23 protein-coding genes and 1 pseudogene are annotated in these 24,429 nt (G+C 72.6%); 12 read left to right on the forward strand and 12 right to left on the reverse strand.

Features of this window, described 5'->3' with window-relative positions; translation table 11 throughout:
* Positions 1 to 556, reverse strand: a 556-nt coding sequence (locus tag C1I98_RS11960; RefSeq protein ID WP_111167242.1) for an SDR family NAD(P)-dependent oxidoreductase, incomplete at its 3' end; no start/stop codon positions are given.
* A gap of 149 nt (positions 557 to 705) precedes the next feature.
* Here C1I98_RS11960 and C1I98_RS11965 point away from each other — a divergent pair.
* Positions 706 to 997 (forward strand): annotated as a pseudogene (locus tag C1I98_RS11965) (helix-turn-helix domain-containing protein); the annotation flags it as partial.
* A gap of 46 nt (positions 998 to 1,043) precedes the next feature.
* On the opposite strand, the gene C1I98_RS11970 reads toward C1I98_RS11965, so the two are convergent.
* Positions 1,044 to 2,048 carry a methyltransferase gene (locus tag C1I98_RS11970; RefSeq protein ID WP_111167243.1) on the reverse strand — a complete coding sequence of 335 codons (1,005 nt, stop codon included), beginning with the start codon at positions 2,046 to 2,048 and terminating at the stop codon, positions 1,044 to 1,046.
* A 123-nt stretch (positions 2,049 to 2,171) separates the two neighbouring features.
* On the opposite strand from C1I98_RS11970, the gene C1I98_RS11975 reads away from it, so the two are divergent.
* Positions 2,172 to 3,152: an aldo/keto reductase gene (locus C1I98_RS11975; protein WP_111167244.1), complete on the forward strand. Its 981-nt coding sequence runs from the start codon at positions 2,172 to 2,174 to the stop codon at positions 3,150 to 3,152.
* A 1-nt stretch (position 3,153) separates the two neighbouring features.
* Here the strand turns inward: C1I98_RS11975 and C1I98_RS11980 are convergent, their stop codons facing one another.
* The gene (locus C1I98_RS11980; protein ID WP_111167257.1) at positions 3,154 to 4,509 is read right to left on the reverse strand and encodes an amidohydrolase; all 1,356 of its coding nucleotides are present in this window, start codon (positions 4,507 to 4,509) and stop codon (positions 3,154 to 3,156) included.
* Between the two features lie 103 nt (positions 4,510 to 4,612).
* Here C1I98_RS11980 and C1I98_RS11985 point away from each other — a divergent pair, with 103 nt between their 5' ends.
* Genes C1I98_RS11985 through C1I98_RS45000 form a run of 8 tightly spaced genes read left to right on the forward strand, consistent with a single transcriptional unit; the run spans position 4,613 to position 12,477 of the window.
* Entirely contained in the window at positions 4,613 to 5,563 is a 951-nt protein-coding gene (locus C1I98_RS11985; RefSeq protein ID WP_111167258.1) for an alpha/beta hydrolase, read from the forward strand.
* The gene (locus tag C1I98_RS11990; protein WP_111167245.1) at positions 5,563 to 6,324 is read left to right on the forward strand and encodes an ABC transporter ATP-binding protein; all 762 of its coding nucleotides are present in this window, start codon (positions 5,563 to 5,565) and stop codon (positions 6,322 to 6,324) included. Before C1I98_RS11985 ends, C1I98_RS11990 begins: the two co-directional genes overlap by 1 nt.
* A complete protein-coding gene (locus C1I98_RS11995) occupies positions 6,321 to 8,066 on the forward strand; it encodes a branched-chain amino acid ABC transporter ATP-binding protein/permease (protein ID WP_111167246.1) in 1,746 nt (581 codons plus the stop codon). Before C1I98_RS11990 ends, C1I98_RS11995 begins: the two co-directional genes overlap by 4 nt.
* A 27-nt stretch (positions 8,067 to 8,093) precedes the next feature.
* Complete coding sequence (locus tag C1I98_RS12000) at positions 8,094 to 9,242, forward strand: ABC transporter substrate-binding protein (protein ID WP_111167247.1); 1,149 nt, start codon at positions 8,094 to 8,096, stop codon at positions 9,240 to 9,242.
* A gap of 40 nt (positions 9,243 to 9,282) precedes the next feature.
* Positions 9,283 to 10,158 carry a branched-chain amino acid ABC transporter permease gene (locus C1I98_RS12005; protein ID WP_111167248.1) on the forward strand — a complete coding sequence of 292 codons (876 nt, stop codon included), beginning with the start codon at positions 9,283 to 9,285 and terminating at the stop codon, positions 10,156 to 10,158.
* Positions 10,159 to 10,175: 17 nt separating this feature from the next.
* Positions 10,176 to 11,297: a zinc-binding dehydrogenase gene (locus C1I98_RS12010; RefSeq protein ID WP_199536883.1), complete on the forward strand. Its 1,122-nt coding sequence runs from the start codon at positions 10,176 to 10,178 to the stop codon at positions 11,295 to 11,297.
* Positions 11,298 to 11,336: 39 nt separating this feature from the next.
* Positions 11,337 to 12,296, forward strand: a complete 960-nt coding sequence (locus C1I98_RS12015; protein WP_111167249.1) for an aldo/keto reductase — start codon at positions 11,337 to 11,339, stop codon at positions 12,294 to 12,296.
* Positions 12,297 to 12,354: 58 nt separating this feature from the next.
* Positions 12,355 to 12,477, forward strand: coding sequence for a hypothetical protein (locus C1I98_RS45000; RefSeq protein WP_267898039.1), 123 nt, complete (start codon positions 12,355 to 12,357; stop codon positions 12,475 to 12,477).
* On the opposite strand, the gene C1I98_RS12020 is transcribed toward C1I98_RS45000, so the two are convergent.
* The 3 genes from C1I98_RS12020 to C1I98_RS12030 all read right to left on the reverse strand — a co-directional run bounded on the left by C1I98_RS12020 (position 12,464) and on the right by C1I98_RS12030 (position 14,928).
* A complete protein-coding gene (locus C1I98_RS12020) occupies positions 12,464 to 13,249 on the reverse strand; it encodes an HAD family hydrolase (RefSeq protein ID WP_438672079.1) in 786 nt (261 codons plus the stop codon). The two genes, C1I98_RS45000 and C1I98_RS12020, sit on opposite strands and share 14 nt — an antisense overlap.
* A 111-nt stretch (positions 13,250 to 13,360) precedes the next feature.
* Positions 13,361 to 14,218, reverse strand: coding sequence for a glutamate ABC transporter substrate-binding protein (locus C1I98_RS12025; protein ID WP_233507795.1), 858 nt, complete (start codon positions 14,216 to 14,218; stop codon positions 13,361 to 13,363).
* Entirely contained in the window at positions 14,215 to 14,928 is a 714-nt protein-coding gene (locus tag C1I98_RS12030; RefSeq protein ID WP_225878828.1) for a response regulator, read from the reverse strand. Before C1I98_RS12030 ends, C1I98_RS12025 begins: the two co-directional genes overlap by 4 nt.
* Before the next feature lie 159 nt (positions 14,929 to 15,087).
* Here C1I98_RS12030 and C1I98_RS45005 point away from each other — a divergent pair, with 159 nt between their 5' ends.
* Positions 15,088 to 18,180, forward strand: a complete 3,093-nt coding sequence (locus tag C1I98_RS45005) for a hybrid sensor histidine kinase/response regulator (RefSeq protein WP_267898040.1) — start codon at positions 15,088 to 15,090, stop codon at positions 18,178 to 18,180.
* On the opposite strand, the gene C1I98_RS12040 is transcribed toward C1I98_RS45005, so the two are convergent.
* The 4 genes from C1I98_RS12040 to C1I98_RS12055 all read right to left on the reverse strand — a co-directional run bounded on the left by C1I98_RS12040 (position 18,140) and on the right by C1I98_RS12055 (position 20,548).
* Positions 18,140 to 18,667 (reverse strand): response regulator transcription factor, encoded by a 528-nt coding sequence (locus C1I98_RS12040; RefSeq protein WP_111167250.1) that lies wholly within the window; start codon positions 18,665 to 18,667, stop codon positions 18,140 to 18,142. The two genes, C1I98_RS45005 and C1I98_RS12040, sit on opposite strands and share 41 nt — an antisense overlap.
* On the reverse strand, positions 18,664 to 19,620 hold the full coding sequence (locus tag C1I98_RS12045; RefSeq protein WP_111167251.1) for a sensor histidine kinase: 957 nt from the start codon (positions 19,618 to 19,620) through the stop codon (positions 18,664 to 18,666). Before C1I98_RS12045 ends, C1I98_RS12040 begins: the two co-directional genes overlap by 4 nt.
* Positions 19,566 to 20,225 (reverse strand): 4'-phosphopantetheinyl transferase family protein, encoded by a 660-nt coding sequence (locus tag C1I98_RS12050; protein ID WP_111167252.1) that lies wholly within the window; start codon positions 20,223 to 20,225, stop codon positions 19,566 to 19,568. Before C1I98_RS12050 ends, C1I98_RS12045 begins: the two co-directional genes overlap by 55 nt.
* 74 nt (positions 20,226 to 20,299) lie before the next feature.
* Positions 20,300 to 20,548, reverse strand: coding sequence for a DUF5988 family protein (locus C1I98_RS12055; RefSeq protein ID WP_111167253.1), 249 nt, complete (start codon positions 20,546 to 20,548; stop codon positions 20,300 to 20,302).
* Positions 20,549 to 20,767: 219 nt separating this feature from the next.
* Between C1I98_RS12055 and C1I98_RS12060 the strand changes: the two genes are divergently transcribed.
* On the forward strand, positions 20,768 to 21,586 hold the full coding sequence (locus C1I98_RS12060; RefSeq protein ID WP_111167254.1) for a universal stress protein: 819 nt from the start codon (positions 20,768 to 20,770) through the stop codon (positions 21,584 to 21,586).
* Between the two features lie 4 nt (positions 21,587 to 21,590).
* On the opposite strand, the gene C1I98_RS12065 is transcribed toward C1I98_RS12060, so the two are convergent.
* Positions 21,591 to 23,594 (reverse strand): MBL fold metallo-hydrolase, encoded by a 2,004-nt coding sequence (locus tag C1I98_RS12065; RefSeq protein WP_111167255.1) that lies wholly within the window; start codon positions 23,592 to 23,594, stop codon positions 21,591 to 21,593.
* The coding region (locus C1I98_RS41335) for a serine/threonine-protein kinase (RefSeq protein WP_497844636.1) at positions 23,591 to 24,429 on the reverse strand (839 nt) is incomplete at its 5' end. The genes C1I98_RS12065 and C1I98_RS41335, both read right to left, overlap by 4 nt.

Here is a 24,429-nt window from a genome sequence, read left to right on the forward strand (position 1 = left end):
TCGGGGTGTAGACGGGGCCGGGGGCGACGCCGTTGACCAGGATGCCGCTGGGGGCGAGTTCGAGGGCCGCCGTGCGGGTGAGGGCGTCCACGCCGGCCTTGGTGGCCTCGTAGTGGCCGAGGCCCGCGGTGGGCTGGCGGGCGCCGATCGAGCTGATGTTGACGATGCGGCCCGCGATGCCGACTTCGATCATCCGCTTGGCCACCGCCTTGGTGACGTTGAAGGTGCCGCGCAGGTTGACCGACACCACGCGGTCGAAGATTTCGTGCGGCAGGTCGATCAGCGGGCCGCCGCCCGCGACCACGCCGGCGTTGTTGACCAGTACCTCCACCGGCCCGAGCCGGTCGGAGACGGTGTCCAGCGCGGCCTCGACGGAGGCGGGGTCGCTGACGTCCAGCCGTACGGCCAGCGCGCCGAACGCCGCCGCCGCCTTCTCCGCCTCCTCCATCGCGACGTCGGCCACCACCACGCGCTCGCCCTCCACGGCGAACGCCTCCGCGACGGCCCGGCCGATCCCGCTCGCCGCGCCGGTAACGAAGACCACTCTGCCGCTCATGGGATACCTCCGAGGAAACCCCCGTCTTCAGGCGGGGAGGAATCTGACCCCTGCCCGGCAGGACAGGAGTAGCCGGTTCGCTGTCAGACGAAACCGGCATATCGAACACACGCGCGATTCTTGTGTGATCGCGCGATACGATCTGGGGCATGGCGCAGCTCGTGAAGCGGGCCTACAAGTACCGCTTCTACCCGACTCCCGAGCAGGCTGGACAGCTTGCCCGGACGTTCGGCTGCGTCCGCCTGGTCTACAACAAGGCGCTGGACGAACGCACCCGCGCCTACGTCCAGCACGGCCGTCGGCTGACCTACCTGGTCGGCCATGCTGACCGCATGGAAACGCAGCGGGGAGTACCGGTTTTTGTCCGAGGTGTCCTCGGTGCCGTTGCGGCAGGCGCTGCGCCACCTTCAGGCCGCGTTCGTGAACTTCTTCGCCAAGCGGGTCGGCGGTGAAGCAGGAATCCCCTTCCTCCGAGGGAGGGGGGAAGTCAATTCGCCTCCGCCACCAGGACCCGCGGGGAACCCGCGAGGATCAGCGTCTCCACCGGTTCCCAGCCCGCCTCGCGCAGCCACCGGGCGACCTCCTCCGTCGAGTAGACGACCGTCCCGTCGATCACCAGATACTCGCCCGCGTGCAGGGCGTCAAGGGCGCGCTGCAACGGGTCGTCGTCGAGGAAGAAGTCGAGCAGCAGCAGCCGGGCCCCTGGGGCGGCGGCCTGCCGGGCGCGTGCGGCGATGCGCTGGTTGTCCTCGGCGGTGAACCGGTGGGCGACGTGTTCGAGCAGGACCAGGTCGAAGCCGCCGGGCACCGGCCCCTCAAGGAGGTCGCCGGTGACCACCTCGGCGCGCTCGCCCGCCTCGGCCAGCGACTTGCGCGCGTACTCGGCCAGGTCGCCGCCGGACAGGAACGTGCCGTGCAGTCCGGGGGCGGCGCGCAGCGCCTCGGCGAGGAACGCGCCGGACAGGCCGCCGAAGTCGAGGGCCTTGGCGTGCCGGGTGAAGTCGTAGTTCTGGGCCAGCATCTTGGCGTGCAGCGCGTTGTAGGTCATCACGCCGGACAGGAACGTGTTCATCCGGTCGCCGGACAGATCCAGCGGCACGGGGGCGTCGGTGCGGGCGGTCTGCCCGAAGCGCAGCCAGTGCGGGTAGCTGATCTGGTCCAGGAACGCGAGCCAGGGGCGCAGGTCCACGTCCTCGCCGGTGCCGGCGAGGTGACGGGCGGTGGCGGCGGTGTTGGCGTACCGGCCGTCGTCGCGGGTGAGCAGGTCCAGGGAGGTCATCGCGTCGGCCAGGATGCGGGTGGTCCGCTGCGGCAGCCCGATGCGCTCGGCGACCTCGGCCGCCGTGGCGGGACCGTCCGCCAGCGCGGCGAACAGGCCCGTCTCGGCCGCCACGAAGAGCTGCTTGGCGGCCATGTAGCCGGTGGCCACGGCGGCGATCTTGTCGACCCCGGCGGTCGCCGCCGGCGTCACGGGATCTGGTTGTGGTGGCATCTCATGGACTCCCTGGACATGCCCGGCAGTGGAAAATATTTGGAATGCTATACGATTTTTGCTGTTCCGTCAGCGGCCCACGGGATTCATCGCGGGGCCGCGCGTCATCACCGGAGGTGGGCTGTGGAAGTCGTAGGACAGGTGCCCCGTCGCAGGCTCGGCGCGGCAGGACCGGAGGTCCCGGTGTTCGGCCTCGGATCCTGGAACACATGGGACCGGATGGAGACCGGTGCGGCGGTCGAGCTGGTCCGGGCGGCCGTCGATCACGGGGTGAACCTGTTCGACGTGGCCCACTACAACTTCGGCCCGCACGCCGAGAACGCGCGGACCGACGTGATCTTCGGCCGGGTGGCCGCCGAGGCCGGGCTGCGCCGCGAGGACTACCTGCTGTGCGGCAAGCTCTGGCTGTGGGACTACCCGGCGTCCTCGCTGAGCGACGCGCTCAAGGTCGCCCTCGGCCGGATCGGCACCGATCGGGCCGACATGGTGGTGGCCGGCGACTTCTTCGGCGAGCTGGACGTCAGGCGGGTGGTGGCGGACGTGGCCGAGATGGTCGCGGCCGGGCTGTTCACCTCGTGGGGGGTGAACAACTGGTCGGCCGCCGATCTGCGCCTGGCCATCGGCTTCGCACGCGCGGAGGGGCTGGTGCCGCCGTCGTTCGCGCAGCTCAAGTACAGCGTGGCGCGGCGCTCGGTACCGGAGGGCGAGCCGTACGGCGGGCTGTTCGCCGACGGGCTCGGCCTTCAGGCGTCCGACGTGCTGGAGGGCGGCATCCTGGCCGGAAAGCTGAACCCCGAACGCAAGATCGGGGCCGACCCCGGCGGGATCAGGGAGCGCATCCGCGACTCCTTCCCCGCGCTCAAGCGGGTCGCCGACGGCTTCGGCGCCACCCCGGCGCAGGTCGCCGTGGCCTACTGCCTGACCCACCCGGCGACCGCGAGCGTGCTGGTCGGGGTGAGCCGCCGGGAGCAGTTCGACGACAACCTCGGCGCGCTCGACCTGCTCGCCCGGCACGGTGACGAACTTCGCGCCGCCGTCGCGGACCTGTGGGCCGACCGCGACGTGGTGGCCCCGGACGCCTCCTGGGGCACCGAGGCCCCATAACTCAGAGCTCATGGACGACGCGCCCGTCCACCATGGTCATGGAGACCGTCACCTGCGGGATCGCCGCGGGGTCGGTCTCCGCCAGATCGGTCTCAAGGACGCACAGGTCGGCGACCTTGCCCGCCTCCAGCGAGCCCTTCCAGGAGTCGGCCCCGTCCTGCCAGGCGGGCGTCATCGTGTAGGCGCGGATCGCCTGGGCGAGGGTCAGGCGCTGCTCGGGGCGGGTGAGGGCGGCGGCCATGCCGTACCGCCAGTCGGGGGTCAGCACCGGCGAGTCGGAGCTGAGGCACAGCGGCACCCCGGCGCTCAGCGCGTCGCAGACCGGCCAGGCGTGCCGCATCGCCTCCTCGCCCACCGCGCCGCGCATCATGGCCCCCGCCGTCGCCACCAGCCCCGGCTGGGTGTTCAGGCCGATGCGGGCCGCGGCCATCTTGGCGAGGGTCCCGGGGTGGATCAGGTCGCCGTGGATGATGTAGTGCCGGTCCCCGCCGCCGCTCGCGGCCAGGGCGTTCACCACGGTCCTGGTCGTCCTGCTGCCGGTGGCGTGTACGCCGACCTGGTGCCCGGCCGCCCGCGCCGCGCCGATCATGGCGATCAGCGCCGCCTCCCGCTCCTCGTCGCCGGCGCCCTCCACCAGCAGCGAGCCGTGCCCGCCCGAGGTGTACGGCTCGTCGTTCCAGGCCGTGCCCATCGGCGGGATGCCGTCGGCGAAGATCTTCACGCCGGCCACGTGGAACCAGCCGGGGATGTCGCCGGGCGGGGTGAAGCCGTCCAGTCCGGCCAGGAAGCCCGGCAGTGAACTGGCCCCGTCCAGCTCGCCGAACAACATCAGCGCGGTGACTCTCGCGTTCAGTCTGCCCTCGGCGGCCAGATCGGCGTACTCTCGCAGGACGGCGGAGCCGAAGCACCCGCTCGGGCCGTCGTCCTCACCGGGCCCGAGGCCGGGTTCGGTGTAGCTGGTGATGCCGAGCGGGGTGAGGAGCTGGGAGGCGCGCAGGATCGCGGCCCGCCGTTGGGCGGAGGTCTCCAGCCGGACGCGCTGCTTTGGCGGTTCGGCGGCGGGGGTCGCGGCCATCTGGTCCATCAGCAACGAGGGCCACATCTGGCCGAGCCACGTACCGTGCAGATGGGAGTCGTTGATGCCTGGGAGCACCGACCTCCCGGCGAGCCGTACGACCCGTGTGCGCGGGCCGACGAGGCAGGCGACCTCCTCATCGGCACCCACCCTGGAGATCCTTCCGGCGGTGATCGCGATCGCCTGGGCGACGCGGTCGCCGGCGTCCACGGTATGCACTCTGCCGCCGGTCATGACAAGATCCGCCGAGTCGAGGTCGGCCCAGGAACCCATTCGTGACATCTTGGCCTCCACTCTGGACACCCCCGTTTACCTACGCATAACGTACATGGAATCAGATACGATTTGTGCCTGAACAAAAGGCACCGGGCAGCCGGAGGTGACGATGCCCCTGCACCCCGAGGCACGGCGCATCATCGATCGGATTCCTCTCGCCCCAGACGCCGGCGGTGCCGCCACGCAGCCGGACGTGGCCGCGATGCGGGAGGAGTTCCGCACGGCGTGGCCCATCCCCGAGGATCTGCCACCGGTCGGGCACGTCACCGAGACGGTCGCTCGGGGCCCCGCGGGAGACGTTCCCGTGCGCGTCTACACCCCTGAGGGCGACGGCCCGTTCCCCGCCCTGGTCTGGTACCACGGGGGCGGCTGGACGATCGGCTCCATCGAGGAGAACGAGTACGCCTGCCGGACGCTCTGCGCGGGCGCCGAGGCCGTGGTCGTCTCCGCCGACTACCGGCTCGCCCCGGAGAACCCCTTCCCGGCCGCCGCCGACGACTGCCACGCCGTACTCCAGTGGGTCCACGACAGCGGCAAGGACATCGGCGTGGACCCCACACGGATCGCCGTGGGCGGGGAGAGCGCGGGCGGCAACCTCGCCGCGGTGACCGCGCTGCGCGCCCGTGACCAGGGCGGTCCCGCCATCGCCTGGCAACTGCTGGTCTCCCCGGTGCTCGGCCACCCCGACGACGGCCGCGCCTCCTACCGCGACTTCGCCGAGGGCTACTTCCTGAGCAAGTCCGCGATGGACTGGTTCTTCACGACCTATCCCAAGTCCCCGGCCGACCTCGACGACCCCTACCTGCTGCCGCTACGCGCCGCCGACCTGTCCGGGCTGCCGCCCGCGCTGGTCCTGGGCGCCGAGTACGACGTGCTGCGCGACGAGGGCGAGGACTACGCCCGTGCGCTGCGCGAGGCGGGCGGGCAGGCCGAGGCGGTCCGGATGCCCGGCCTGATCCACGGCTTCTTCGGGCTGCTGTCCACCGAGCTGCCCCCGGCCGCCGACGCCCATAGGCGGGCGATCGTGGGGCTGCGCTCCGCGTTCGCCGGGAGTGTTTGATGGCCGAACAAATCCTCGATGTGCGTGACATAAGTGTCGCCAGGGGCGATGTCCCAATCGTGTACGACGTCACGCTCGGGGTCCAGCCGGAGGCCGTCACCGTGCTGCTGGGCGCGAACGGCGCGGGCAAGACCACTCTCCTGGACGGCATCGCCGGGCTGGCGAAGACCACCTCCGGAACGATCGGCCTGGCCGGCCAGGCCATCGCCGGGCTGCCCACCTACCGCAGGGCGCACGCCGGGCTCGGCTACGCCGAACAGGCCCGCACGGTCTTCAGGTCCCTCACCGTCGAGCAGAACCTGCTGGTGGCCAGGACCGGCAACGGCGACCTCGGCACCGCCTACCGGCTCTTCCCCGAGCTGGAACGGCGGCGCGCGCTGGGCGCCGGGCACCTGTCCGGCGGCGAGCAGCAGATGCTCGTCCTGGCCCGCGCGCTGCTCGGCGAGCCCAAGGTGCTGCTCATCGACGAGATGTCGCTCGGCCTCGCGCCGGTGGTGGTCCGCCGGCTGATGAGCGCGGTACGCGAGCTGACCTCCCTCGGCATCGCGGTCCTGCTGGTCGAGCAGTTCGCGCACCTGGCGCTGGAGATCGGCAGCCGGGCGTACGTGCTGCGCAAGGGCCGCGTGGTGTTCGAGGGGCCGTGCGCCGACCTGGCGGGCGATGACGACCTGCTCAAGCAGTACTACTTCGGCACCGCCGAAGATCCCGCAGAGCACGACGACACCGCGGAGAAGGTCGCGGCGGAAGGCGAGGCCCGGTGAACGTCAGCGAGCTTCGTCCCTGGGGGATCGGGCTGCTCCTCGCCCTGGCGGCGTGCGTCGCGCTGCCCCTGGCGCTCCCGCCGTACTGGATCTACCTGGCGATCGCCGCCATGGTCAGCTCCGTGCTCATGCAGAGCTTCGGCGTCATCGTGGGCCGGGCCGGGGTGATGTCCCTGTGCCAGATGTCCTTCGCGGCGATCGGCGCGTGGATCGTGCTCTGGCTCAACCTCGAAGACGCGCCCGGCGGCTTCCTGCTCTGGCTGGTGCTCGGCGGGCTGGCCGCGGTGCCCGTCGGGGTGGCGATCGGGCTGCCCGCGCTGCGCATCCGCGGGGTGAACCTCGCGGTCGTCACGCTCGGCTTCGGCGTCTCCACCGACATCGTGCTGAACGCCAACCAGTTCCCCGGCACCAGCGAGTTCAAGAGCCTGCAACGCCCGGCGCTGTTCGAGAGCGACCAGGGCTACTTCGTGCTCACCGTGATCGTTTTCGTGCTCATCGCGATCGGGCTAGCGCTGTTCAACCGGACCAGGCTCGGCCGCTCCTGGACCGAGCTGCGGCACTCCGAACAGGCCGCCGCCGCGCACGGCATCTCGGTGGCGCGCAGCAAGCTCGCCGCGTTCGCGATCAGCGCGTTCGTCGCGGGCATCGCAGGCGGGCTGATGGTCGGGCAGCTCAGCTCGGTCGTGTCCAGCAACTTCGCGATGATGCAGTCGGTGGCGATGTTCGCGGTGGCGGTGCTGATCGGGCCGCACCACCCCGAGGGCGCCATCATGGGCGGCATCTTCGGCGCGGTGATGGCCACGCTGCTGGACACCGTCGGGCTGCCCCAGGACGTGGGCGGCATCCTGTTCGGCGTGGCGGCGATCTTCGCGCTGCGCAGCGGGTTCAGCCAGACCGACTTCACCAGGACCAGGAAGCGGGAGAAGGACGCGCGGGCGCTGCTGGCCCGCGAACGCCCCGCCGTACCTGACCTGCCGCCGCCACCGCCCCCGGCCGGAGACGGGCGCGGCGACCGTCTGGCCGTACGCGGGCTGACCGTCCGCTTCGGCGAGGTCGTGGCCCTGGACGGCGTGGACCTCACCGTGCCCGAGCGCGGCGTCGTCGGGCTGATCGGCCCCAACGGCGCGGGCAAGTCCACGCTGATCTCCGCCGTCACCGGATTCCTTTCCGGTTACCAGGGCACGGTCGAACTGGACGGCAGGTCCATCGACCGCGACAGCCCCAGCGTCCGGGCCCGCCGCGGGCTGCGCCGCACCTTCCAGACCACGGCCATCGCGCCCGAGCTGACGCAGTACGAGTACCTGATGATCAGCGCGGGCCGGCGGCTGGGCCGCGGCGAGGCCGAGGCGCTGCTGAAGTTCTTCGGCTGCCCGCCCGGCGACGTGCCGGTCTCCATCATCGACGCGGGCACCCGCCGGCTGCTCGACGTGGCCGCGGCCATCGCCGCCCGGCCGCGGGTCGCGCTGCTCGACGAACCGGCCGCCGGGCAGTCGCTGGACGAGTCCATGGAGTTCGGCCGCAGGCTCGCCGAGGTGCCCGAGCGCTTCGGGGTGTCGGTCCTGCTGGTGGAACACGACATGCAACTCGTCCGGGCCGCCTGTGAGCAGGTGACCGTACTCGACTTCGGGCACGTCATCGCGTCGGGTCCGACGCACGACGTGCTGGAGAACCCGGCCGTCAGGGACGCCTACCTCGGCACGGCGGACGTCCCGCTCCTTGATACCGCCCCTGTCCAGCCCTAGATATTTTCAGCCATAGGAAGTGGCAGCATGAAGCACGCACGCCTGGTCGGCTTGGTCGCAATGCTCGTATTAGGAGTGACCGCCTGCTCCGGCGGGAACTCGGCCTCCGACACGATCAAGGTGGGGTCGATCAACGGCATGACCGGCCTGTTCCAGACCCCGGAGGTCGCTCCCGCGGTCAAGGCCGTGTTCGAGGAGGTCAACGCGGCCGGTGGGATCAACGGGCGCAAGCTCGAACTGATCAGCAAGGACGACGCGATGAACCCGCAGCGGTCCACCGAGGCCGCCCGCGCCCTGATCGACTCCGAGGGCGTCGTGGCGCTCGTGGGCTCCTCCAGCGCCGTGGACTGCGGGCTGAACCGGACCATGTACAGCCGGAGCAACATCATTTCCATCCCCGCGGTGGGCGTCGACCCGGCCTGCTTCACCAGCCCCAACATCGCGCCGGTCAACCCCGGCCCGTTCAAGCTGCTGACCGCGCTGCTCTACTACGCCTCCGAGACGCTGAAGCACGACAAGGTCTGCATGGCCTTCACCGTCCTGCCGGGCAGCGGCGGCGGCATCGACGCCGCGATCAAGGAGTGGTCCGACCTCACCGGCAAGTCCCTCACCGTCAAGGACACCTCGGTCGGCCAGGGCGACCCCACCCCCTACCTGGTGAAGCTGAAGGCGGGCGGCTGCCAGGCGGTCATCTACAACGCCCAGGTGGGGCCGTGGTTCGCCCAGGCCAAGACGCAGGGCATGACCGACGTGGACTTCATCATGATGGCCAACAGCTACACCGACGCCAACGCCAAGCTCATCCCCGAGGGTCTCAAGGCGTACGTCGGCACCGAGTGGCAGCCCTACACCGACGAGACGCTGCCGGGCAATGACCGCTGGTCGCAGCTCGTCACCACGAACAAGATCCAGAAGACCGCGTTCAGCCAGGGCGCGGTGATGGCCGCGGACGTGTTCGTCCAGGTGCTCAAGGGCATCAAGGGCGAGATCAACCGCGAGTCGGTGACCAAGGCGTTCAAGTCCATGCAGCCGATCAACTACCCGCTCGTGGGCACGCCGTGGGTGTTCGGCCCGGGGCAGGCGCACAACCCGATCGAGGGCAGCCGGTTCGTCAAGGCCGAGGGTGGCGCCTGGAAGGTGCTTCCCGAGGGCTTCATCGTCCCCGGCAAGAACTAGCCCTCGGCACCTACCTGCACCTCGGGAAGGGGGCGCGTACATGCTCGGATCAGTGGTCGCGGGCCTGACGAGCGGCGGCGTATACGCGCTGCTCGGGCTCTCCATCGTGCTGACCTATCGGCTGGCCGCGGTGGTCAACTTCGCCATGGCCGTGATCGGGGCGATGGGGGCGTTCGTGATGGCCTCGCTCACCGACGCGGGTCTGAACGTCTGGCCGGCCCTCATCGTCGGGGCGGTGTCGGGCGGGCTGCTGTCCGCGGTGCTCGGCGCGGGCCTGGTCCGCTGGTTCGGCGCGCACGCGCTGCGTACCAAGGCCGCCGTCACCGTCGCCGTCTACGTGGCGCTGATGGCGCTCGGACTGCGGCTGTTCGGCAGCGTCACCACGGGCGCGCGGCGCTTCCCGCAGCCCTTCGACGCGCCCGCGTTCGTGGTGGGCGACGTGGTGGTTCCGCAGGCCGCGCTGGTCTCGCTGGCCCTGGCGGTGCTGATCACCGTCGGGGTGACGCTGCTGCTCGGCCGCACGATGTTCGGCCTGCGGCTCCAGGCGATCTCCGAACGGCCGGCCACCGCCGAGGTGGTCGGCATCCCCGCCCCACGGCTCGCGCTGGCCGTCTGGACCGGCATCGGGGCGCTGACCACGCTGGTGATCGTCCTGGTCGCGCCGCGCCTGGGCGGCGACTTCTCCACCCTGGGCAACCTGGTCACCACGGCGCTGGCGGTGGCCATGATCGGGGCGTTCCACAGCCTGTGGCTGACACTGGCGGGCGGACTGCTGCTCGGCTGCCTGGAGGGCGCGGCCGCCTCGCTGGAGGCCGTACAGGCCTACCGCGGGGTGCTGCCGTTCCTGGTGATGCTCGCGCTGCTCTGGTGGCGCAGCCGCCACGAGGTATGGGACACCGCCACCGCGGCCAGATGACGATCGGAGGAGACCGCATGACACCCCCCGGCACGATCCCCGCCACGACGCGGGCGGCGGTGCTGCGCGCCCACGGCGAACCGCTGGTCATCGAGGAACTGCCGCTGCCCGGCGAATGCGCGCCCGGCGCGGCGGTCGTCGAGGTCACCTGCGCGACGCTGTGCGCGACCGACGTCCACCTGTGGAGCGGGGCCATGTCGTTCCCCGGCATGCTCCCGCTGGTGCTCGGGCACGAGATGGTCGGCCGGGTGGTGGCGCACGGCGAGGACACCCGCGACGCGCTCGGCCGGCCGATCAAGGTGGGTGACCGGATCGGCTGGTCGGAGTCCACCTGCGGGCACTGCCACGGCTGCACGGTGCTGCGCGAGCCGGTGGCCTGCGCCAACCGGGGCTACGGCTTCATGCAGCGGGCCGACGCCTGGCCGTACGCCACGGGCGGCCTGGCCGAGCACGCCTATGTGGCCGCCACGTCGCAGAAACTCCTGCTGCCCGACGACGTGGCGGACACGTGGGCGGCGGCGTCCGGGTGCGCGGTCAAGACCGTCGTGCACGCCTTCGAGCGGGCCGGCGGCCTGCGCCCGGGCGCGAACGTCGTGATCCAGGGCGCGGGCGGGCTCGGCCTGGTCGCCACCGCCCTGGCCACGGCGGCCGGGGCGGGCGTCGTCATCACCGTCGGCGCGCCCGCCGCCCGGCTCGACCTGGCCACCAGGTTCGGGGCCGACGTCACGATCGGCCTGTCCGGCGAGCCGGCCGACCGGGTGGCCGAGGTGATGGCCGCCACCGACGGCCGGGGCGCGGACCTCGTGCTCGACATGGCGGGCGCGCCCGGCGTGGCGGCCGAGGCGGTGGACATGGCCGCCTGGGGCGGCAAGTACGTGGTGGTGGGTACAACGGGCCCGCGCCCGGACCCGGTCCCGCTGGGGACGGTGATGGGCAAGCAACTGGCCGTGCTGGGCTCGCTCAACGGCGACATTTCCGACTACCACCGGGCCATCGAGTTCCTGCGCGAATTCCGCTCCTTCTTCGCGTGGGACGAACTGTTCAGCGAGCCGGTCGGACTCGCCGGAGCCTCGGACGCGCTCGCCGCGATGTCCCGGCTGGAGCAGGTCAAGGCCGTGGTGCAGCCCGGCCTCTCTTGATCAGCGAACGAACTCGATCACCGAACGAACGGAACCCAGATGAGCACGACGATTCCGATCCGCCGCCTCGGAGGGGACGGCCCGCTGGCCTCCGTCCTGTCCTTAGGGTCATGGCACACGTACGACCGGATGGACTTCGGCGACGCCGTCGCGATGTTACGCAAGGCCGTCGACCTCGGCATCAACCTGTTCGATGTCGGCGTCTACAGCATGCCCGGCTACCCGCCGGTGTTCACCGACGTGCTGTTCTCGGCGATGGTGCGGGCCGCCGGGATCAAGCGCGACGAGTACCTGCTGTCCACCAAGCTCTGGCTGGACGGCTACCCCGAGCGCCCGCTGCGCGCCCAGTTGGAGAACGCGCTGTTCCGGGTCGGCGCGGACCGCGCCGACGTCGCGGTGCTCGGCGACATCCGCAGCGACCGCGTCAACCTCCAGCGCCTCGCGCTCGACCTGGCCGCGCTGGAGGCCGACGGCCTGATCGGCTGGTGGGGCGTCAACAACTGGTCGACCTCCACGATCTTGGAGATCCGCCGGCACGCCCATTCCGGCGGGTCGCCGGGGCCGCAGTTCGCGCAGCTCAAGTACAGCCCGTGCCGCCGGACAATCGCCGACGGCGAGCCGTTCGCCGAACTGTGGGAGCTGGGCATCGGGCTCCAGGCGTCCGACGTCATGGAGGGCGGCATCCTGGCCGGGCGGCTGACCCCGACCCGCCCCATCGGGCGCGACCCTGGCGACGTGCGCAGCAAGATCATGGAGTCGGCCGAAGGCATCGCCCGCGTGGCCGCCGACCTCGGCGCCACCCCGGCCCGGCTGTGCGTCGCCTTCTGCCTGACCCACCCGGCCATCGCCAGCGTGCTGTTCGGGGTCACCAAGGAAGAGCAACTGCTGGACAACGTCGTCGCGCTGGAACTGGTGGAGAAGGTCGGCGCGGAGCGGATCCGCGAACTGCTCGACCCCTTCTGGGCGGACCGCGACGCCGTCGACCCCGAAGGGCCCTGACGGCTTTTTCCGCTGTATTTCTCGTTGGGATCACGCGGTCGAGGTTCGCGAAGAGTGGATGAGCCACGCGCCGTCCACTCTCCGCCGACCGCCCCGCCGCCGAGGCCGCGAACGCGCCGCCACCGGCGGCCTCCAGCGCAACGGCGACGAGGCGCCGCTCGACCGGTTCATCGCCTACTGACCCCGAAGGCCCGGGGGCGGGTCAGGGGACCCGCGGGGACCCGGCCGTGGACGGGGAGGTCGGACAGATCGGCGACCACCAGGTCGGCTCCGCTCGCCCGCAGCACGTCCGGCGTGTTCGTCCGGCTCACGCCGACGACCAGCCCGAAGCCGCCCCTGCGCCCGGCGGTCACGCCGGCCGGCGCGTCGTCCACGGCCGCCGCGCGCTCCGCGGGCGTGCCGAGGTGCCGGGCCGCCGCCAGGTACATCGCCGGGTCCGGTGTGCCCAGCAGGCCGAGCCCGGCCGCGTCGTTGCCGTCCAGCAGCGCGTCGAACAGCCCGGCCAGCCCCGCCGAGGTGATCGTCGTACGGCAGTGCCGGCTCGCCGACACCACGGCGGTGCGGCAGCCGCGCCGGCGCAGCTCGTGCAGCAGGGCGACGGACGACGGGAACGCGGCCACGCCGTACCGCTCGACCTCGGCGGCGAACAGCCGGTCCTTGGCCAGGCCGAGGCCGTGTACGGTGGCCGCCCCGGGCTCGTCGCCGGGGTCGCCCTCAGGGAGGGTGATGTCCCTTGAGGCCAGGAACGTGCGCACGCCGTCCAGGCGCGGCCGGCCGTTTACGTGCCGCAGGTAGTCGGCCCGGATGTCGAAGGGCGCCGAGCGCCCTCGCAGGAACGGGTCGAACACCCGTTTCCAGGCCGCGGCGTGGATGCGCGCGGTGTCGGTGATGACGTCGGCGTCGAAGACGACGCCGGTCACCAGGGTCAGGTCGATGGCGGTGATGGCGGCCACGTTGACGCCCTCCCTCCGGTTGGTCCGGTGCCGTGATGGTACCGCCGTGTCGCCGCCCGTAATCAGAGCCGGTCCCCATGTCGGCCGATGCCGCGACCGCCCCCAGGTCGCTCAGCGGGCCGGTTTGGCGCGGTCGGGGTCGGCGCCCGCGATGCCCATGGTGTCGCGGAAGACCCGGTCCCATCGGCCGTCGCGCAGGTACTGGGTGATGAGCCCGTTGAGGTACCGCCGGAAGTCGTGGTCCTCGCGGCGTACGCCGATGCCGTACAGCTCCCTGCCGAACGTCCGGCCGACCAGCCGCACGCTGTCCGGGCGCAGGCTCATCAGCCCGAGCAGGATGCTGTCGTCGGTGCTGATCGCGTCGATCCGGCCGGACACCAGCGCGTGGGTGCACTCGCTGTAGGAGTTGACGATCTCCAGGTGGGCGCGCGGCGCGCGGGCGCGCAACTGGTTCTCGGACGTTGAGCCGGCCGCCGTGCAGACCCTCTTGCCCGCCAGGTCGTCCACGCCCCTGATGCTCGTGTCGTCCGCGCGGACCAGGATGTCCTGGTCGGCGTAGTAGTACGGGTCGGTGAAACCGACCTCCGCGGCCCGCTGCGGGGTGATCGAGTAGGTGGCCGCGATCATGTCCACCAGGCCCTGCTGGATGAACTTCTCCCGGTCGCGCGGCATGATCTCGATGAACCGGACGTTGCGCTCGCTGCCGGTGAGGTCCTTGGCGACCAGGCGGGCCAGATCCGCGTCGAAGCCGGTGATCCGCCCGTTGGTGGGGTCCTTGAAGCCGAACAGCGGATGGTCGAACTTGATGCCCACGGTGAGCACCCCGCGCCGCTCGATGCGCTGCCTGGTGGACTCGTCGGGGAAGCCCGGGGCCACCGTCGGCTCGGTGCAGGCCGTGCCGAGCAGCGCCGCCGCCACGGCCGCGAGCGCGGCGCGCACGACGCCGGCGGCGAGCCTCGCCCGCCTCACGTCACCCGTATCCAGTACCTGTGCTGCGGCCGCCCCTTCGGCCCGTACCGCAGCCCGACCTCGACGTGCCCGCGCTCGGAGAGGTACTCCAGGTAGCGCCGCGCGGTGGCCCGGCTGATGCCGATCGACTGGGCCACCTCGTTCGCCGACAGGTCCGCCCCGGCCGACTCCAGCGCGCCCAGCACGGCGTGCTCGGTCTCCTGGGAGATGCTCTTGGGCCGGGCGACCTGGTCCATGTGCAGCGAGCGGAAGATCCGGTCGATCTCCTCCTGGTCCACCGTGGCCTCGGTGGCGGAGAACTGGTCGACCGCCGCCGCGTACCGGGTGAGCGTCTGTTCCAGGGTGCCCATCCTGGTGGGCTTGACCAGGTAGTACAGCGCGCCGTGCTGCATGGCGGCCCGTACCGCGCCGGACTCCTTCCTGCCGGAGATCACGATGACGTCCGTGGACGGCTGGTTGGGCCGTCTGAGCTGGTGCGCGACCTCCAGGCCCGGCAGGTCGGGCAGGTACAGGTCGAGCAGCACCAGCCGGGGGACGAGGCGGGGCACGGCGGCCAGCGCGGCGCGGCCGGTGTGGGTGACCCCGATCACCTTGAATCCCGGAACACGATTGACCTGTGCCTTGAGCGCGGTCGTGACGACGGGATCGTCATCGACGATGAGGACCGTGATGTCCTTCGAGCCGGGGGGAGTTCCGATGGTCATCGTCATCGCCGCATCCAGGTGAAGGGACTGGACCTTCTATTTTTCGATCGTGTCATCTTATGTATATCGATGTTATTGCTTGGGGCTTTAGTTCGTTCTGCTCACCCTGACCCGCCCCTCCGATCCGATCCGCCTAATATCGGACCCCGACAGCCTCGGGGGGAGGTGAGGACACTGGTCTTTCGACGTTCGAGCCGCTCGGCGCACCGTACCAGGACACGCGTCACCGGCGGACGCGTTGCCAAGGTCCCACAGGATTCACAGGGCATCGACGACGACAACTATCGAAACTGGTTGCTCGCCGTCATCGTCATGTGGCTCCTGCTCGGGCTGCTGCCGCTCGGGCTGCTGACCTCGTCCAGCGTCCAGCTCTCGGAAGACGCGGTGAGCGACGAGGTCAGGGAGCGGGTGGGCATCACCGCCGCGGTGAGCAGGGTCGTGGTGGACCAGCAGATGCTGTCGCTGAAACAACTGGTCAGCGCGTTCGCCCAGCGGCCGGAGATCGCCGGTGTGGTGACCTCCTCGGCGGGCGGGGTACACGCCGGGCGGGCGCCGCGCCCCGACGTGCAGAAGGCCGTGGCCGGCTACCGCGAGGAACTGCGGCAACTGCGCTCCGGCGTCTCGGGCGTGATCCTGATCGATCCGGAGGGCTACACGATCGGGGCCGCGCCGCCCGGCGGGCTTCCGCAGGACTTCACCGCCACCGACTGGTACCAGGCGGTCCTGGTCCGCAACCAGGCGTACGTGTCGCAGGCGTACACGCCCCCGCGCGGGCGCATCCGGGCGGTGGCCGTGGCCGCGCCGGTGCCGAAGGCGGGCGGCATCGGCATCGCCGGCATCCTCGTCGTCGTCTACAGCCTGGAGGCCATCCAGGACTTCACCTACGAGGCGGCCAGGGCCCAGGGCATCCGGCTGCTCATCACCGACCAGGCGGGCGTGCTGGTCGCCGACTACGGGCGCAAGCTGGTCGGGCTGACCTCGCTGCGCGAGGACCCCCGGGTGGACGCCGCGCTGGCCGGCCGCCGGTGGTCCACCGACTACATCGGGTACGACGGGCCGGTCCTCTCGGCCTCCGAGCCGATCCCCGGCATCGGCTGGACGGTCACCGCCGAAGTGCCCTCCGCCGAGGCCCTGTCGTCCGCGGACCGGCTGCGCACCAGCCTGCTCACCGTGGCCGCGCTGGTCGCCCTGATGTTGCTGGCCGGGCTCGCGCTGCAGATCCACACCACCAGGGACCGCCGCCGCGCCCAGCGCGCGCTGGCCGTCTACGCCGACGCGCTGGCCGCCGCTCGCGATGTGGCGGTGAGCGCGTCCAAGGCCAAGTCGGAATTCCTGGCCAAGGTCAGCCACGAGATCCGCACCCCGATCAACGGCATGCTCGGCATGAACTCCCTGCTGCTGCGCACCCGCCTGGACGACGAGCAGCGCCACTACGTGAGCACCGCCCAGGACTCGGCGCAGAACCTGCTGCGCCTGCTCGACGACTTCCTCGACCTGTCCACCATCGAGGCCGGGCACCTGGAAGTCTCCACCGTGCCGTTCGACCTGCCCAGGTTCTGTGACGAGCTGATCGCGCCGCTCGCCCCGCACGCCTACCGGCAGGGGCTCTGGCTCACCCTCGACCTCGCCGACGACGTGCCGCAGCACGTGGCGGGCGATCCGGTACGGCTGCGCCAGGTGATCAGCAACCTGATCGGCAACGCGCTGAAGTTCACCTTCCAGGGCGGCGTGCGCCTGGAGGTGGGCCTGGAGCGGAGGATCAGCGACGTCCGCGCGGTGCTGCGGTTCACCGTGACCGACACCGGCGTGGGCGTCGGCGCGGCCGACAGCGAGCAGGTCTTCGACATCTTCCGCCGGGTGGACTCGCCGATCACCCGCCGCACCGGCGGCAGCGGCCTGGGCCTGGCCATCGGCCGCCAGCTCACCGAGCTGATGGGCGGCAACATCGGGCTGGACAGCGTGGAGGGCGTCGGCAGCAGGTTCTGGGTCACCGTGCCGCTGGACGTGATCACCTGGGCGCCCCCCGAGATGGAGGCGCTGCGCGACCGCCGGGCGCTGGTGGTGGACGGCACGCCGGACGACCGGGTGCTGACCGCGCGCATCCTCAGCGGCGCCGGCCTGCGGACCGACGAGGCGGCGGTCGCCCCCGGCGCCCTGGCCGCGCTGCGCCGGGCCGCCGAGGCCGGGACCCCCTACGACCTGGCCGTGATCGACCTTGACATGAACGCCGTGGCGGCCGACGAGGACGAGGGCTCGCTCGCCGACGCCGTGCTGTCCGACCCGCTGTTCGCCGCGACCGGGGTGATCGTGCTGATCGCGCCCGGCCGTACCCGGCACGAGTGGCCGTCCGCGCCGAACGGCAGCGACCGCTCGGTCCAGTCGGTCACCCGTCCGGCCAGCCGCCGCCGGCTGCTCGCCGCCGTGGAGAACGCCCTGCTCACCGCGCGGGGCACCCCCGTGGCCGACGAGCTCACCGCCGCGCCCGCCGCCCCGGCCACGATCCTGGTCGCCGAGGACGACGAGGTGAGCCGCCAGGTGGCCAGGCTGGTCCTGGAGAAGGCGGGCCACCGGGTGGAGGTGGCGGGCGACGGGCCGCAGGCGCTCCGGATGGTGCTGTCCGGCGACTACGACCTCGTCTTCATGGACTGCCAGCTCCCGGTGATGGACGGCTTGGCCGCCACCGAGCGGCTGCGCCGGGAGGAGGGCCCGCACCGGCGTACGCCGGTCATCGCGATGACCGCCGCCGCGAGCCCCGCCGACCGCGCCCGCTGCCTGGCCGCCGGGATGGACGACCACCTCCCCAAACCGGTCGACTGGCAGGACGTCCTGGCCCGCATCCCCACCTGGATCGAGCAGGAGGAGGCCGAGCCTCCGGAGGCGGACGCCGAACCTTTGGCGGAGGACGCCGAATCCGAAGCCGCGGCGGAGCAGGGCCCGGCCGGGATCGACGGGCTGACGCCGGAGGACCTGGCGGACATCGCGCAGGCGTTCGCCGCCACCGTGCCCGCCGTACGCCGGGACCTCGCCGACGCCGTGGCGGCCGGCGACCTGCCCAAGGCCGCGGCCCTCGCCCACCGCCTGGCGGGCACCTGCGCCACGGTGGGCGAGCTCGTCGCGGCCCGGCTGTGCCGCCGCGTCGAGGACCTGGCCCGCGAAGGCCACGGCGGCCCCGAGCTCACCGGCACGGCATCGAAGCTGGACGGCGAACTCGACGCCGTCACCGCCAGGCTCGGCGAGTCGATGAACGCGTCGGGCTGACGCCCTCCGGGGCCGGTGGGACCGGGGCCGCCAGGCCGGCCTGGTAGGCGGCGATGACGAGGTGGACCCGGTCGCGGGCGTTCAGCTTGGTCATGATCCGGCTCACGCACGTCTTGACGGTGAGGGGGCTGAGCACGAGCGTCTCGGCGATCTCCCCGTTGGTGAGCCCACGGGCGATCAAGGTGAACACCTCGCGTTCCCGGTCGGTGAGCGTGTTCACCACGTGGGCCGCCGGGGAGGGCTCGGGGGTCCGCAGGAAGTGCGCGATCAGCGTGGCGGTGGGGCCCGGGGACAGCAGGGCCTCGCCCGCGGCCACCACACGGATGTCCATCACCACCACGTCGGCGCGCGTCTCACGGGCCAGGGCGACCGCGTCGCGGCCACTGGTCGCCTCACCGACCACGGTGATGTCCGGCGCGGAGCCCACCAGCATGGTGAACGCGCCCCGGATCAGCGCCTGGTCGTCGGCGAGCAGTACCCGGATCATCGATGACCGCCTTCCTGTGCCAGGACCGGGGAAGCGTCCGCGGGGAGTTCGGCGGTGACCGCGAAGCCGCCGCCCGGGCGGGGACCGGCCGACAGGCTGCCGCCCGCCGCGCGGGCGCGTTCCATCATGCCGATGAAGCCGTGGCCGGGTACCGGGGCGGTGGCCGCGCCGTGCCCGTCGTCGGTCACCGCGAGCGTCAGAGTGTCCGCGCGGTAGTCCAGCGCGACGGTGACCCGGGTGGCGGAGGCGTGCTTGACCACGTTGGTCGGTGCCTCCTGGACGATCCGGTAGACGGCGACCTCGGTGCCGGGGGCAGTGGGCGCGGCTCGCCGGTGGTCCGGAAGTCCGGTTCGATCCCGGCGGCGCGTACCGGACCGGCCAGGGACGGCAGCCGGGACAGCGCGGGCACCGGCTGCCGGGAGCCGGTGTCCGGGCCGGGGGAGCGCAGCACCTCCAGGGTGGCCCGCAGTTCGGCCCTGGCCTGCGCGCAGGCGTGGACGATGGCGGGCCAGGGCGCGTACCGCCGTCTCCGGGTCGGCCCGCCCGTCTCGCTCGCCGACCAGATGCGCGGCCACACCGGCCTGCACGTGGATCGCGGTGATGCTGTGCGCGAGCAGGTCGTGCAGGTCGCGGGCGATGCGCAGGCGCTCCTCGGTGACCCTGCGGTTCACCAGGTCGGCGAGCCGGGCGCGGCTGACCCGTACGGCCTCGCCCAGCCCCACCGCCGCGACCAGCCAGCCGAGCGTGCCGAAGGCGGCCGGGCCGGGCACTCCGTCGGTCAGGGCCTGGGCTCCGAGGCCGACCGCGCAGGTGATCCCGCCGACCGTCAGCGACCGGTGCCGCGGCCCGGCGGCGGCCCGCCGGAAGCCGGCCTGACCTGACGGACGGCGGAGCGCGGCTACCCGGCCGCCAGCACGATGGCGGTGAGGATCAGCCCGTTCTTCACCAGCCACCGGCCGGTCAGCCGGCTCAGCGCGCCGCCGTTCACCGAAGGCCCCTCGACCAGCAGCCGGGCCTCGAACGTGCCGGTCAGCGGGTTGATGACGACCTCCGCGTCCTCGAAGCCGAGCCACCGGCCGGCCAGCGGGAACCACACCTTGTAGACCGTCTCCTTGGCGCAGAACAGCATCCGGTCCCAGTGGACGCCGGGATGCGAACGCAGCGCCTCGGTGATCGCCCGCCGCTCGCCCTCGGCGGTGACCGCGTCGAGCACGCCGTCCGGCAGCCTGTCGTTGGGCTCGGCGTCGATGCCGATCGCGGCGACGTCCGAGGCACGGCCGAGCACCGCGCCCCGGTAGCCCGCGCAGTGCGTGATGCTGCCGACCACGCCCGCGGGCCACACCGGCTCGCCGCGCACTCCCTGCGGGATGGCCGAGGGCGGCAGGCCGAGCAGGCCCATGGCCTGCCGCGCGCACGTACGTCCCGTGGTGAACTCCCTGCGGCGCTTGTCGACCGCCTTGCGGACGACCTCCTCCTCTTCGGGGTAGAGGCGGGCGTCGGCAGGGTCTTCGGTGGTGTCCACCGCGACCACCGTGGGGGGCAGGATGATCTCGATCAAGCGGACCTCTTCATCCGGGGGGCATGCACGATCTCACGATAGGCGGGCCGCTGCCCGGCTCGCGAGCGCGCCGGCTACTCGGCGATCCTGGTCCGCATGATCCAGCGGAACACCCAGGGCCCGGCGTCGCTCTCCCGGACGCGCTCGTAGTGCTCGTAGCCCGCGCCGTTGGCGATCTTCAGTCGGCCGGACGCCGCCTCGCCCGGCTCGACGCGCAGACCCCGCGGCAGATGCGCGGGCCCGCCCTCCAGCACCACATCGACCGGGCCGTCCGGGGTGCCGTCGTCGGCGGAGGGGGCGGTGAGCACGATGTGCTTCTTCATGAGCAGGCACTCCTCGTCGGCCGGGCCCGCTCGCGCGGGTCGTCACCTCGTAACTGCCATGGTGACGAACAACGGCGCCGCCGACCATCCCCTACTCACCCCTGACGACCCCTTAGCCGGGGCTCGCGGGCCGCCGCGGCCAAGAATCATGCCCGGCAAGGTGGGCAAGGCGCCCTTTCCGGCAAGGCTAGGAGGTAGGACGCTGCGAAAGGGGGGTCCATGCGGACCGAAGATCCCGGCAGGCCGGTCGCGACGGGTTACGACGGATCGGCGGCCGGGGAGGCGGCGCTGCGGTGGGCCGTGCGGGAGGCCCAGCTCCGGTACGCCCCCCTGGTCGTCTACCACGCCTGGCAGGTGCCCATCCCCGGCTTCCTGGACGACCCGGTGGCGGTCGCCGCCGTACGGCAGTCGGCCGAGCTGATCCTGCGGCACGGCGTCGAACTGGCCAAGGACATGGCCGGGCGGCTCGTGGTGCGGCCCAGGCTGGAGCGCGGCACGGCCGCGGGGGCGCTGCTCACCGACGCGGGGGCCGCGCAGCTCGTGGTGCTCGGCACCCGGGGCGTGAACGGCGGCCACGGCCGGCTGAAGCTCGGTTCCACGGCCGTCTACGTCTCCTCGCACGCGCCGGGCCCGGTGATCGTCGTCGGGCCGGGGGCCGCTCCGCCCCGCCACGTCGTGCTGCTGGGGGTGGGGGAGGAGCCGGGCGCCAAAGCGGTGGCCTTCGCCTTCGAGGAGGCGTGCCTGCGGCGGTGCGAGCTGCATGTCGTACGGACCTGCGCCGAGGGCGAGGACACCTGGCGCGAGACCGGCCGCCGCTTCCAGCGGCTGCTGGCCCCGTGGCTGGAACGGTACCCGCAGGTCCAGGTGCGCACCCGGATCGACCAGCGTCCACCGGCCCGCGCCCTGGCCGCGCTCGCCACGGACTCCGCGCTGGTCGTGGTGGGCGAGCCCGCCGCGCCCTCGCTCGGCGCGGCCACCCAGGCCGTGCTGTACGGCACCGGCCAGCCGGTCGCGGTCGTGCACGGCACCGGCCGTTGATCTCTCACTCCTGGCGCTGCTCTCCCCACACCCCGGAGGCCACCGAGGAGTGCCGCCGCACACTGAGGATCTTGGCGAACTCCCGCTGCCGCGCCGAGAACCCGTGGACCAGCATCACCTCCCGGGCCGCGACCTCGTCGGCGATGTCGAGCAGCCCCCGCTTGTCGGCGTGCGCCGACAGCCGCATCATCTCGATCCTGGCCCGGATCGGCACCTTGCGCTCCACGCCGTTGTCGTCGAGGGTCAGCGACGCCGCGCCGTCCTCCGCCAGCCGCAGCAGCCGCGCCCCGCCGGACTCCTCGTCCTGGTAGCCGGACAGGAACAGCGCGCCGTTGGGCTCGGGCAGGATGCGCGCCGCCCACTGCACGGCCGGGCCGCCGGTCATCATGCCGGACGTGGTGATCACCACCCCCGAGACGAACCGATCCAGGTCGGCCGGCCGGTCGGCGCGCGACACCGAACCCTGGAAGATGCGCAGCGGCGCGGGCCCTTCGGCGGTGACCCGCTCGAACGCCGCCGCCACGTCGGCCGCCATGCCGTCGAGCAGCACCGGTACGTGCGGCAGCCGGTCCTGGAGGATCAGCGCGATCTCCTGGGCACGGCCCAGCGCGAAGGCCGGGATGAGCACCCGCCCGCCCGCCGCGTGGACGTCGCCGACCGCCTTGACCAGGTCGTTCACCCGGCCCTCGCGCGGCCCGTGGGTCTCGGCGCAGCAGGTGGACTCCAGCACCAGCAGATCCGCCTCGCGGGCGGACTCGGGGATCTGGTAGCCGTCCACGGTCCGCTGGTTGAACCCCGATATGTCGCCGGATATCGCCACCCGCTGGTCGCCCGCGCGTACCACGACCCCGGCCGCGCCCAGGATGTGACCCGCCGGGAACAGCTCCAGGGTGACCTCGCCGACCTGCCGGGGCCTGCCGTACGGGACCTCCTCGCAGCGCTGCGCGGCCTCCTCGACCGCGGCCCGCCCGTACAGGGCCGTCGCGCCGTCCGCGCCCCACTGCCGGTAGGTGCGCTCGCGGCGGATCATCAGCTTGGCCGAGTCGGCCCACATCGCCGGCATGAGCTGGACCGTGGCCGGGGTCGCCATCACCCGCAGCTCCGGGAAGCGCTCGACCAGTGCCGGGATGTACCCGCAGTGGTCGGTGTGCGCGTGGGTGACGACCGCCGCGTCGATCGGCCCGGTGAGCGCCCGGTCGATGTCGCGGGGCGGGCGCGCCGGATCGCCGGGACGCAGCCCCGCGTCCACCAGCAGCCGGGTGCCGCCCGCCTCCACCAGCACGCACGAGCCGCCGATCTCGGTGTCCCCGCCCAGCGGCGTCACCCGCAGCGCGCGCTCGCGCACGACCGAGACCCGGTCGCCCGCGATCTCCTGCGGCGGGGACACGATCGCCTGGATGGCCGTGACCAGCTCCAGCGAGGAGATCCCGGCCGCCCCGGCGGCCCGTTCGAGCAGCGCGGCCGGCTCGGTCGCCGAATGGCCCTGCAACGCGGCCAGCAGGCTGGAGGCCGCCGTGCGCGGGTCGCCCAGCCGCCGCTGCAACGCCGAGACCTGGATGTCCAGCTCCTCGGCGCGCTTGTCGGCGTCGGCCAGGGCCGCGCTCGTGGTGCGCAGCCCGGTCAGGGTGTGCTCGTGGCGGCCGTTGGCCCGCTCCAGCCTGCTCCGCAGCTCGCTCAGCTTCTCCTGGTGGCGGCGCAGCCGTACCTGCTGGGTGCGGCTCTCCCTGACCAGGTGCTCGGACAGCCGCAGCGCGGCGCGCACCACCTCGTCATCGTCGGCGAGCACGAGCGTCGCCAGGGCCTGGGCGTCCGGCTGGTCGCGGCGGATGCGCAGCTCCGCGCGGACCCGTCCGCGCAGTTCCGGTACCTTGACCAGCGCGTCGAGCAGCATCTCCCGGTTGTCGGCGGCGAACCGCTCCACGTCGTGCCCCTTCTCGGCCAGGGCGGGGCGCGACAACACCACCTTGGCGGCGGCGTGCAGCACCGGCAGGAGGAGATCGGAACTCACCCCGCCGGCCCCAGCCTCCGGGTGGCGGCCGCCAGCACCTCTTCGCGCTCCAGCCGGCCGTCCGGGCCCGGCGCCAGCGCCCCGAGCATCCGCAGCACCTCGACCAGGTCGGCGGTGGAGGAGTGGCCCTCGGCGCGCAGCGCCGCCTCCGACAGCGGATGGCCCGGCTCGTCCGCGCCCGCCAGCGCGAGCAGCCCGGCCAGCGTCTCGGCGCTGTCGGCGATCTCGGTCTGCGCGGCCAGCAGCCGCCACGCCGCGGCGACGGCCGCGCCGGACAGCACGCCCGTGGAACGCACGAACGCCTCCGGAGACCGCTCCAGCCGGGTACGGCAGGACGCCAGGGCACGCTCGCCCTCGCCCTCCGTCAGGCCCTTCACCACGTCGCCGACCAGCGCCGGCCAGCCGCCGGTGACCGCGAGCACGGCCTGCCGGTCCGCCTCGCCGGGCAGGCCGATGTCGTCCTCGTCCGCCCACCGCGCGAGCGCCCGCCGGTCGAACCGGCGTAACCCGATCACCTGCCCGGACCCTCCCGCCTGGCGGGCCAGGGCGGGCCAGAGTACGGCGTGCTCCGGCGTCGCGACCAGCACCACGGCCGGCGTGCCCGGCCCGGTCGCCTCTCGTGGCCTACCTCCGGCCTGCGCGAGGTCGTGCCCGGCGCCCTCGCCCGCGTGGCGCAGTGCCTCGGCGAGCGCGGTCACCTCTTGTGGCGTACGTCCGGTCAGTTCGGCCAGCACGAGGTCGTGCCCGGCGTCCTCGCCCGCGTGGCGCAGTGCCTCGGCGAGCGGCAGGCCGTCGCCGACCCGCCACACCCGCCCCGGGCCGTGCCGTACGGGGG

This window comes from Spongiactinospora gelatinilytica (genome assembly GCF_003236385.1).
Taxonomy (GTDB): Bacteria; Actinomycetota; Actinomycetes; order Streptosporangiales; family Streptosporangiaceae; genus Spongiactinospora; species Spongiactinospora gelatinilytica.

Coding starts and splice junctions, on each gene's coding strand:
- C1I98_RS11990 (WP_111167245.1), top strand. CDS start 5,563: ATGGCCGAACAAATCCTCGATGTGCGTGACATAAGTGTCGCCAGGGGC.
- C1I98_RS11980 (WP_111167257.1), bottom strand. CDS start 4,509: ATGTCACGAATGGGTTCCTGGGCCGACCTCGACTCGGCGGATCTTGTC.
- C1I98_RS12040 (WP_111167250.1), bottom strand. CDS start 18,667: ATGATCCGGGTACTGCTCGCCGACGACCAGGCGCTGATCCGGGGCGCG.
- C1I98_RS12010 (WP_199536883.1), top strand. CDS start 10,176: ATGACACCCCCCGGCACGATCCCCGCCACGACGCGGGCGGCGGTGCTG.
- C1I98_RS12000 (WP_111167247.1), top strand. CDS start 8,094: ATGAAGCACGCACGCCTGGTCGGCTTGGTCGCAATGCTCGTATTAGGA.
- C1I98_RS45000 (WP_267898039.1), top strand. CDS start 12,355: ATGAGCCACGCGCCGTCCACTCTCCGCCGACCGCCCCGCCGCCGAGGC.
- C1I98_RS11970 (WP_111167243.1), bottom strand. CDS start 2,048: ATGCCACCACAACCAGATCCCGTGACGCCGGCGGCGACCGCCGGGGTC.
- C1I98_RS12015 (WP_111167249.1), top strand. CDS start 11,337: ATGAGCACGACGATTCCGATCCGCCGCCTCGGAGGGGACGGCCCGCTG.
- C1I98_RS12030 (WP_225878828.1), bottom strand. CDS start 14,928: ATGACGATGACCATCGGAACTCCCCCCGGCTCGAAGGACATCACGGTC.
- C1I98_RS12055 (WP_111167253.1), bottom strand. CDS start 20,548: ATGAAGAAGCACATCGTGCTCACCGCCCCCTCCGCCGACGACGGCACC.
- C1I98_RS12005 (WP_111167248.1), top strand. CDS start 9,283: ATGCTCGGATCAGTGGTCGCGGGCCTGACGAGCGGCGGCGTATACGCG.
- C1I98_RS11985 (WP_111167258.1), top strand. CDS start 4,613: ATGCCCCTGCACCCCGAGGCACGGCGCATCATCGATCGGATTCCTCTC.
- C1I98_RS12060 (WP_111167254.1), top strand. CDS start 20,768: ATGCGGACCGAAGATCCCGGCAGGCCGGTCGCGACGGGTTACGACGGA.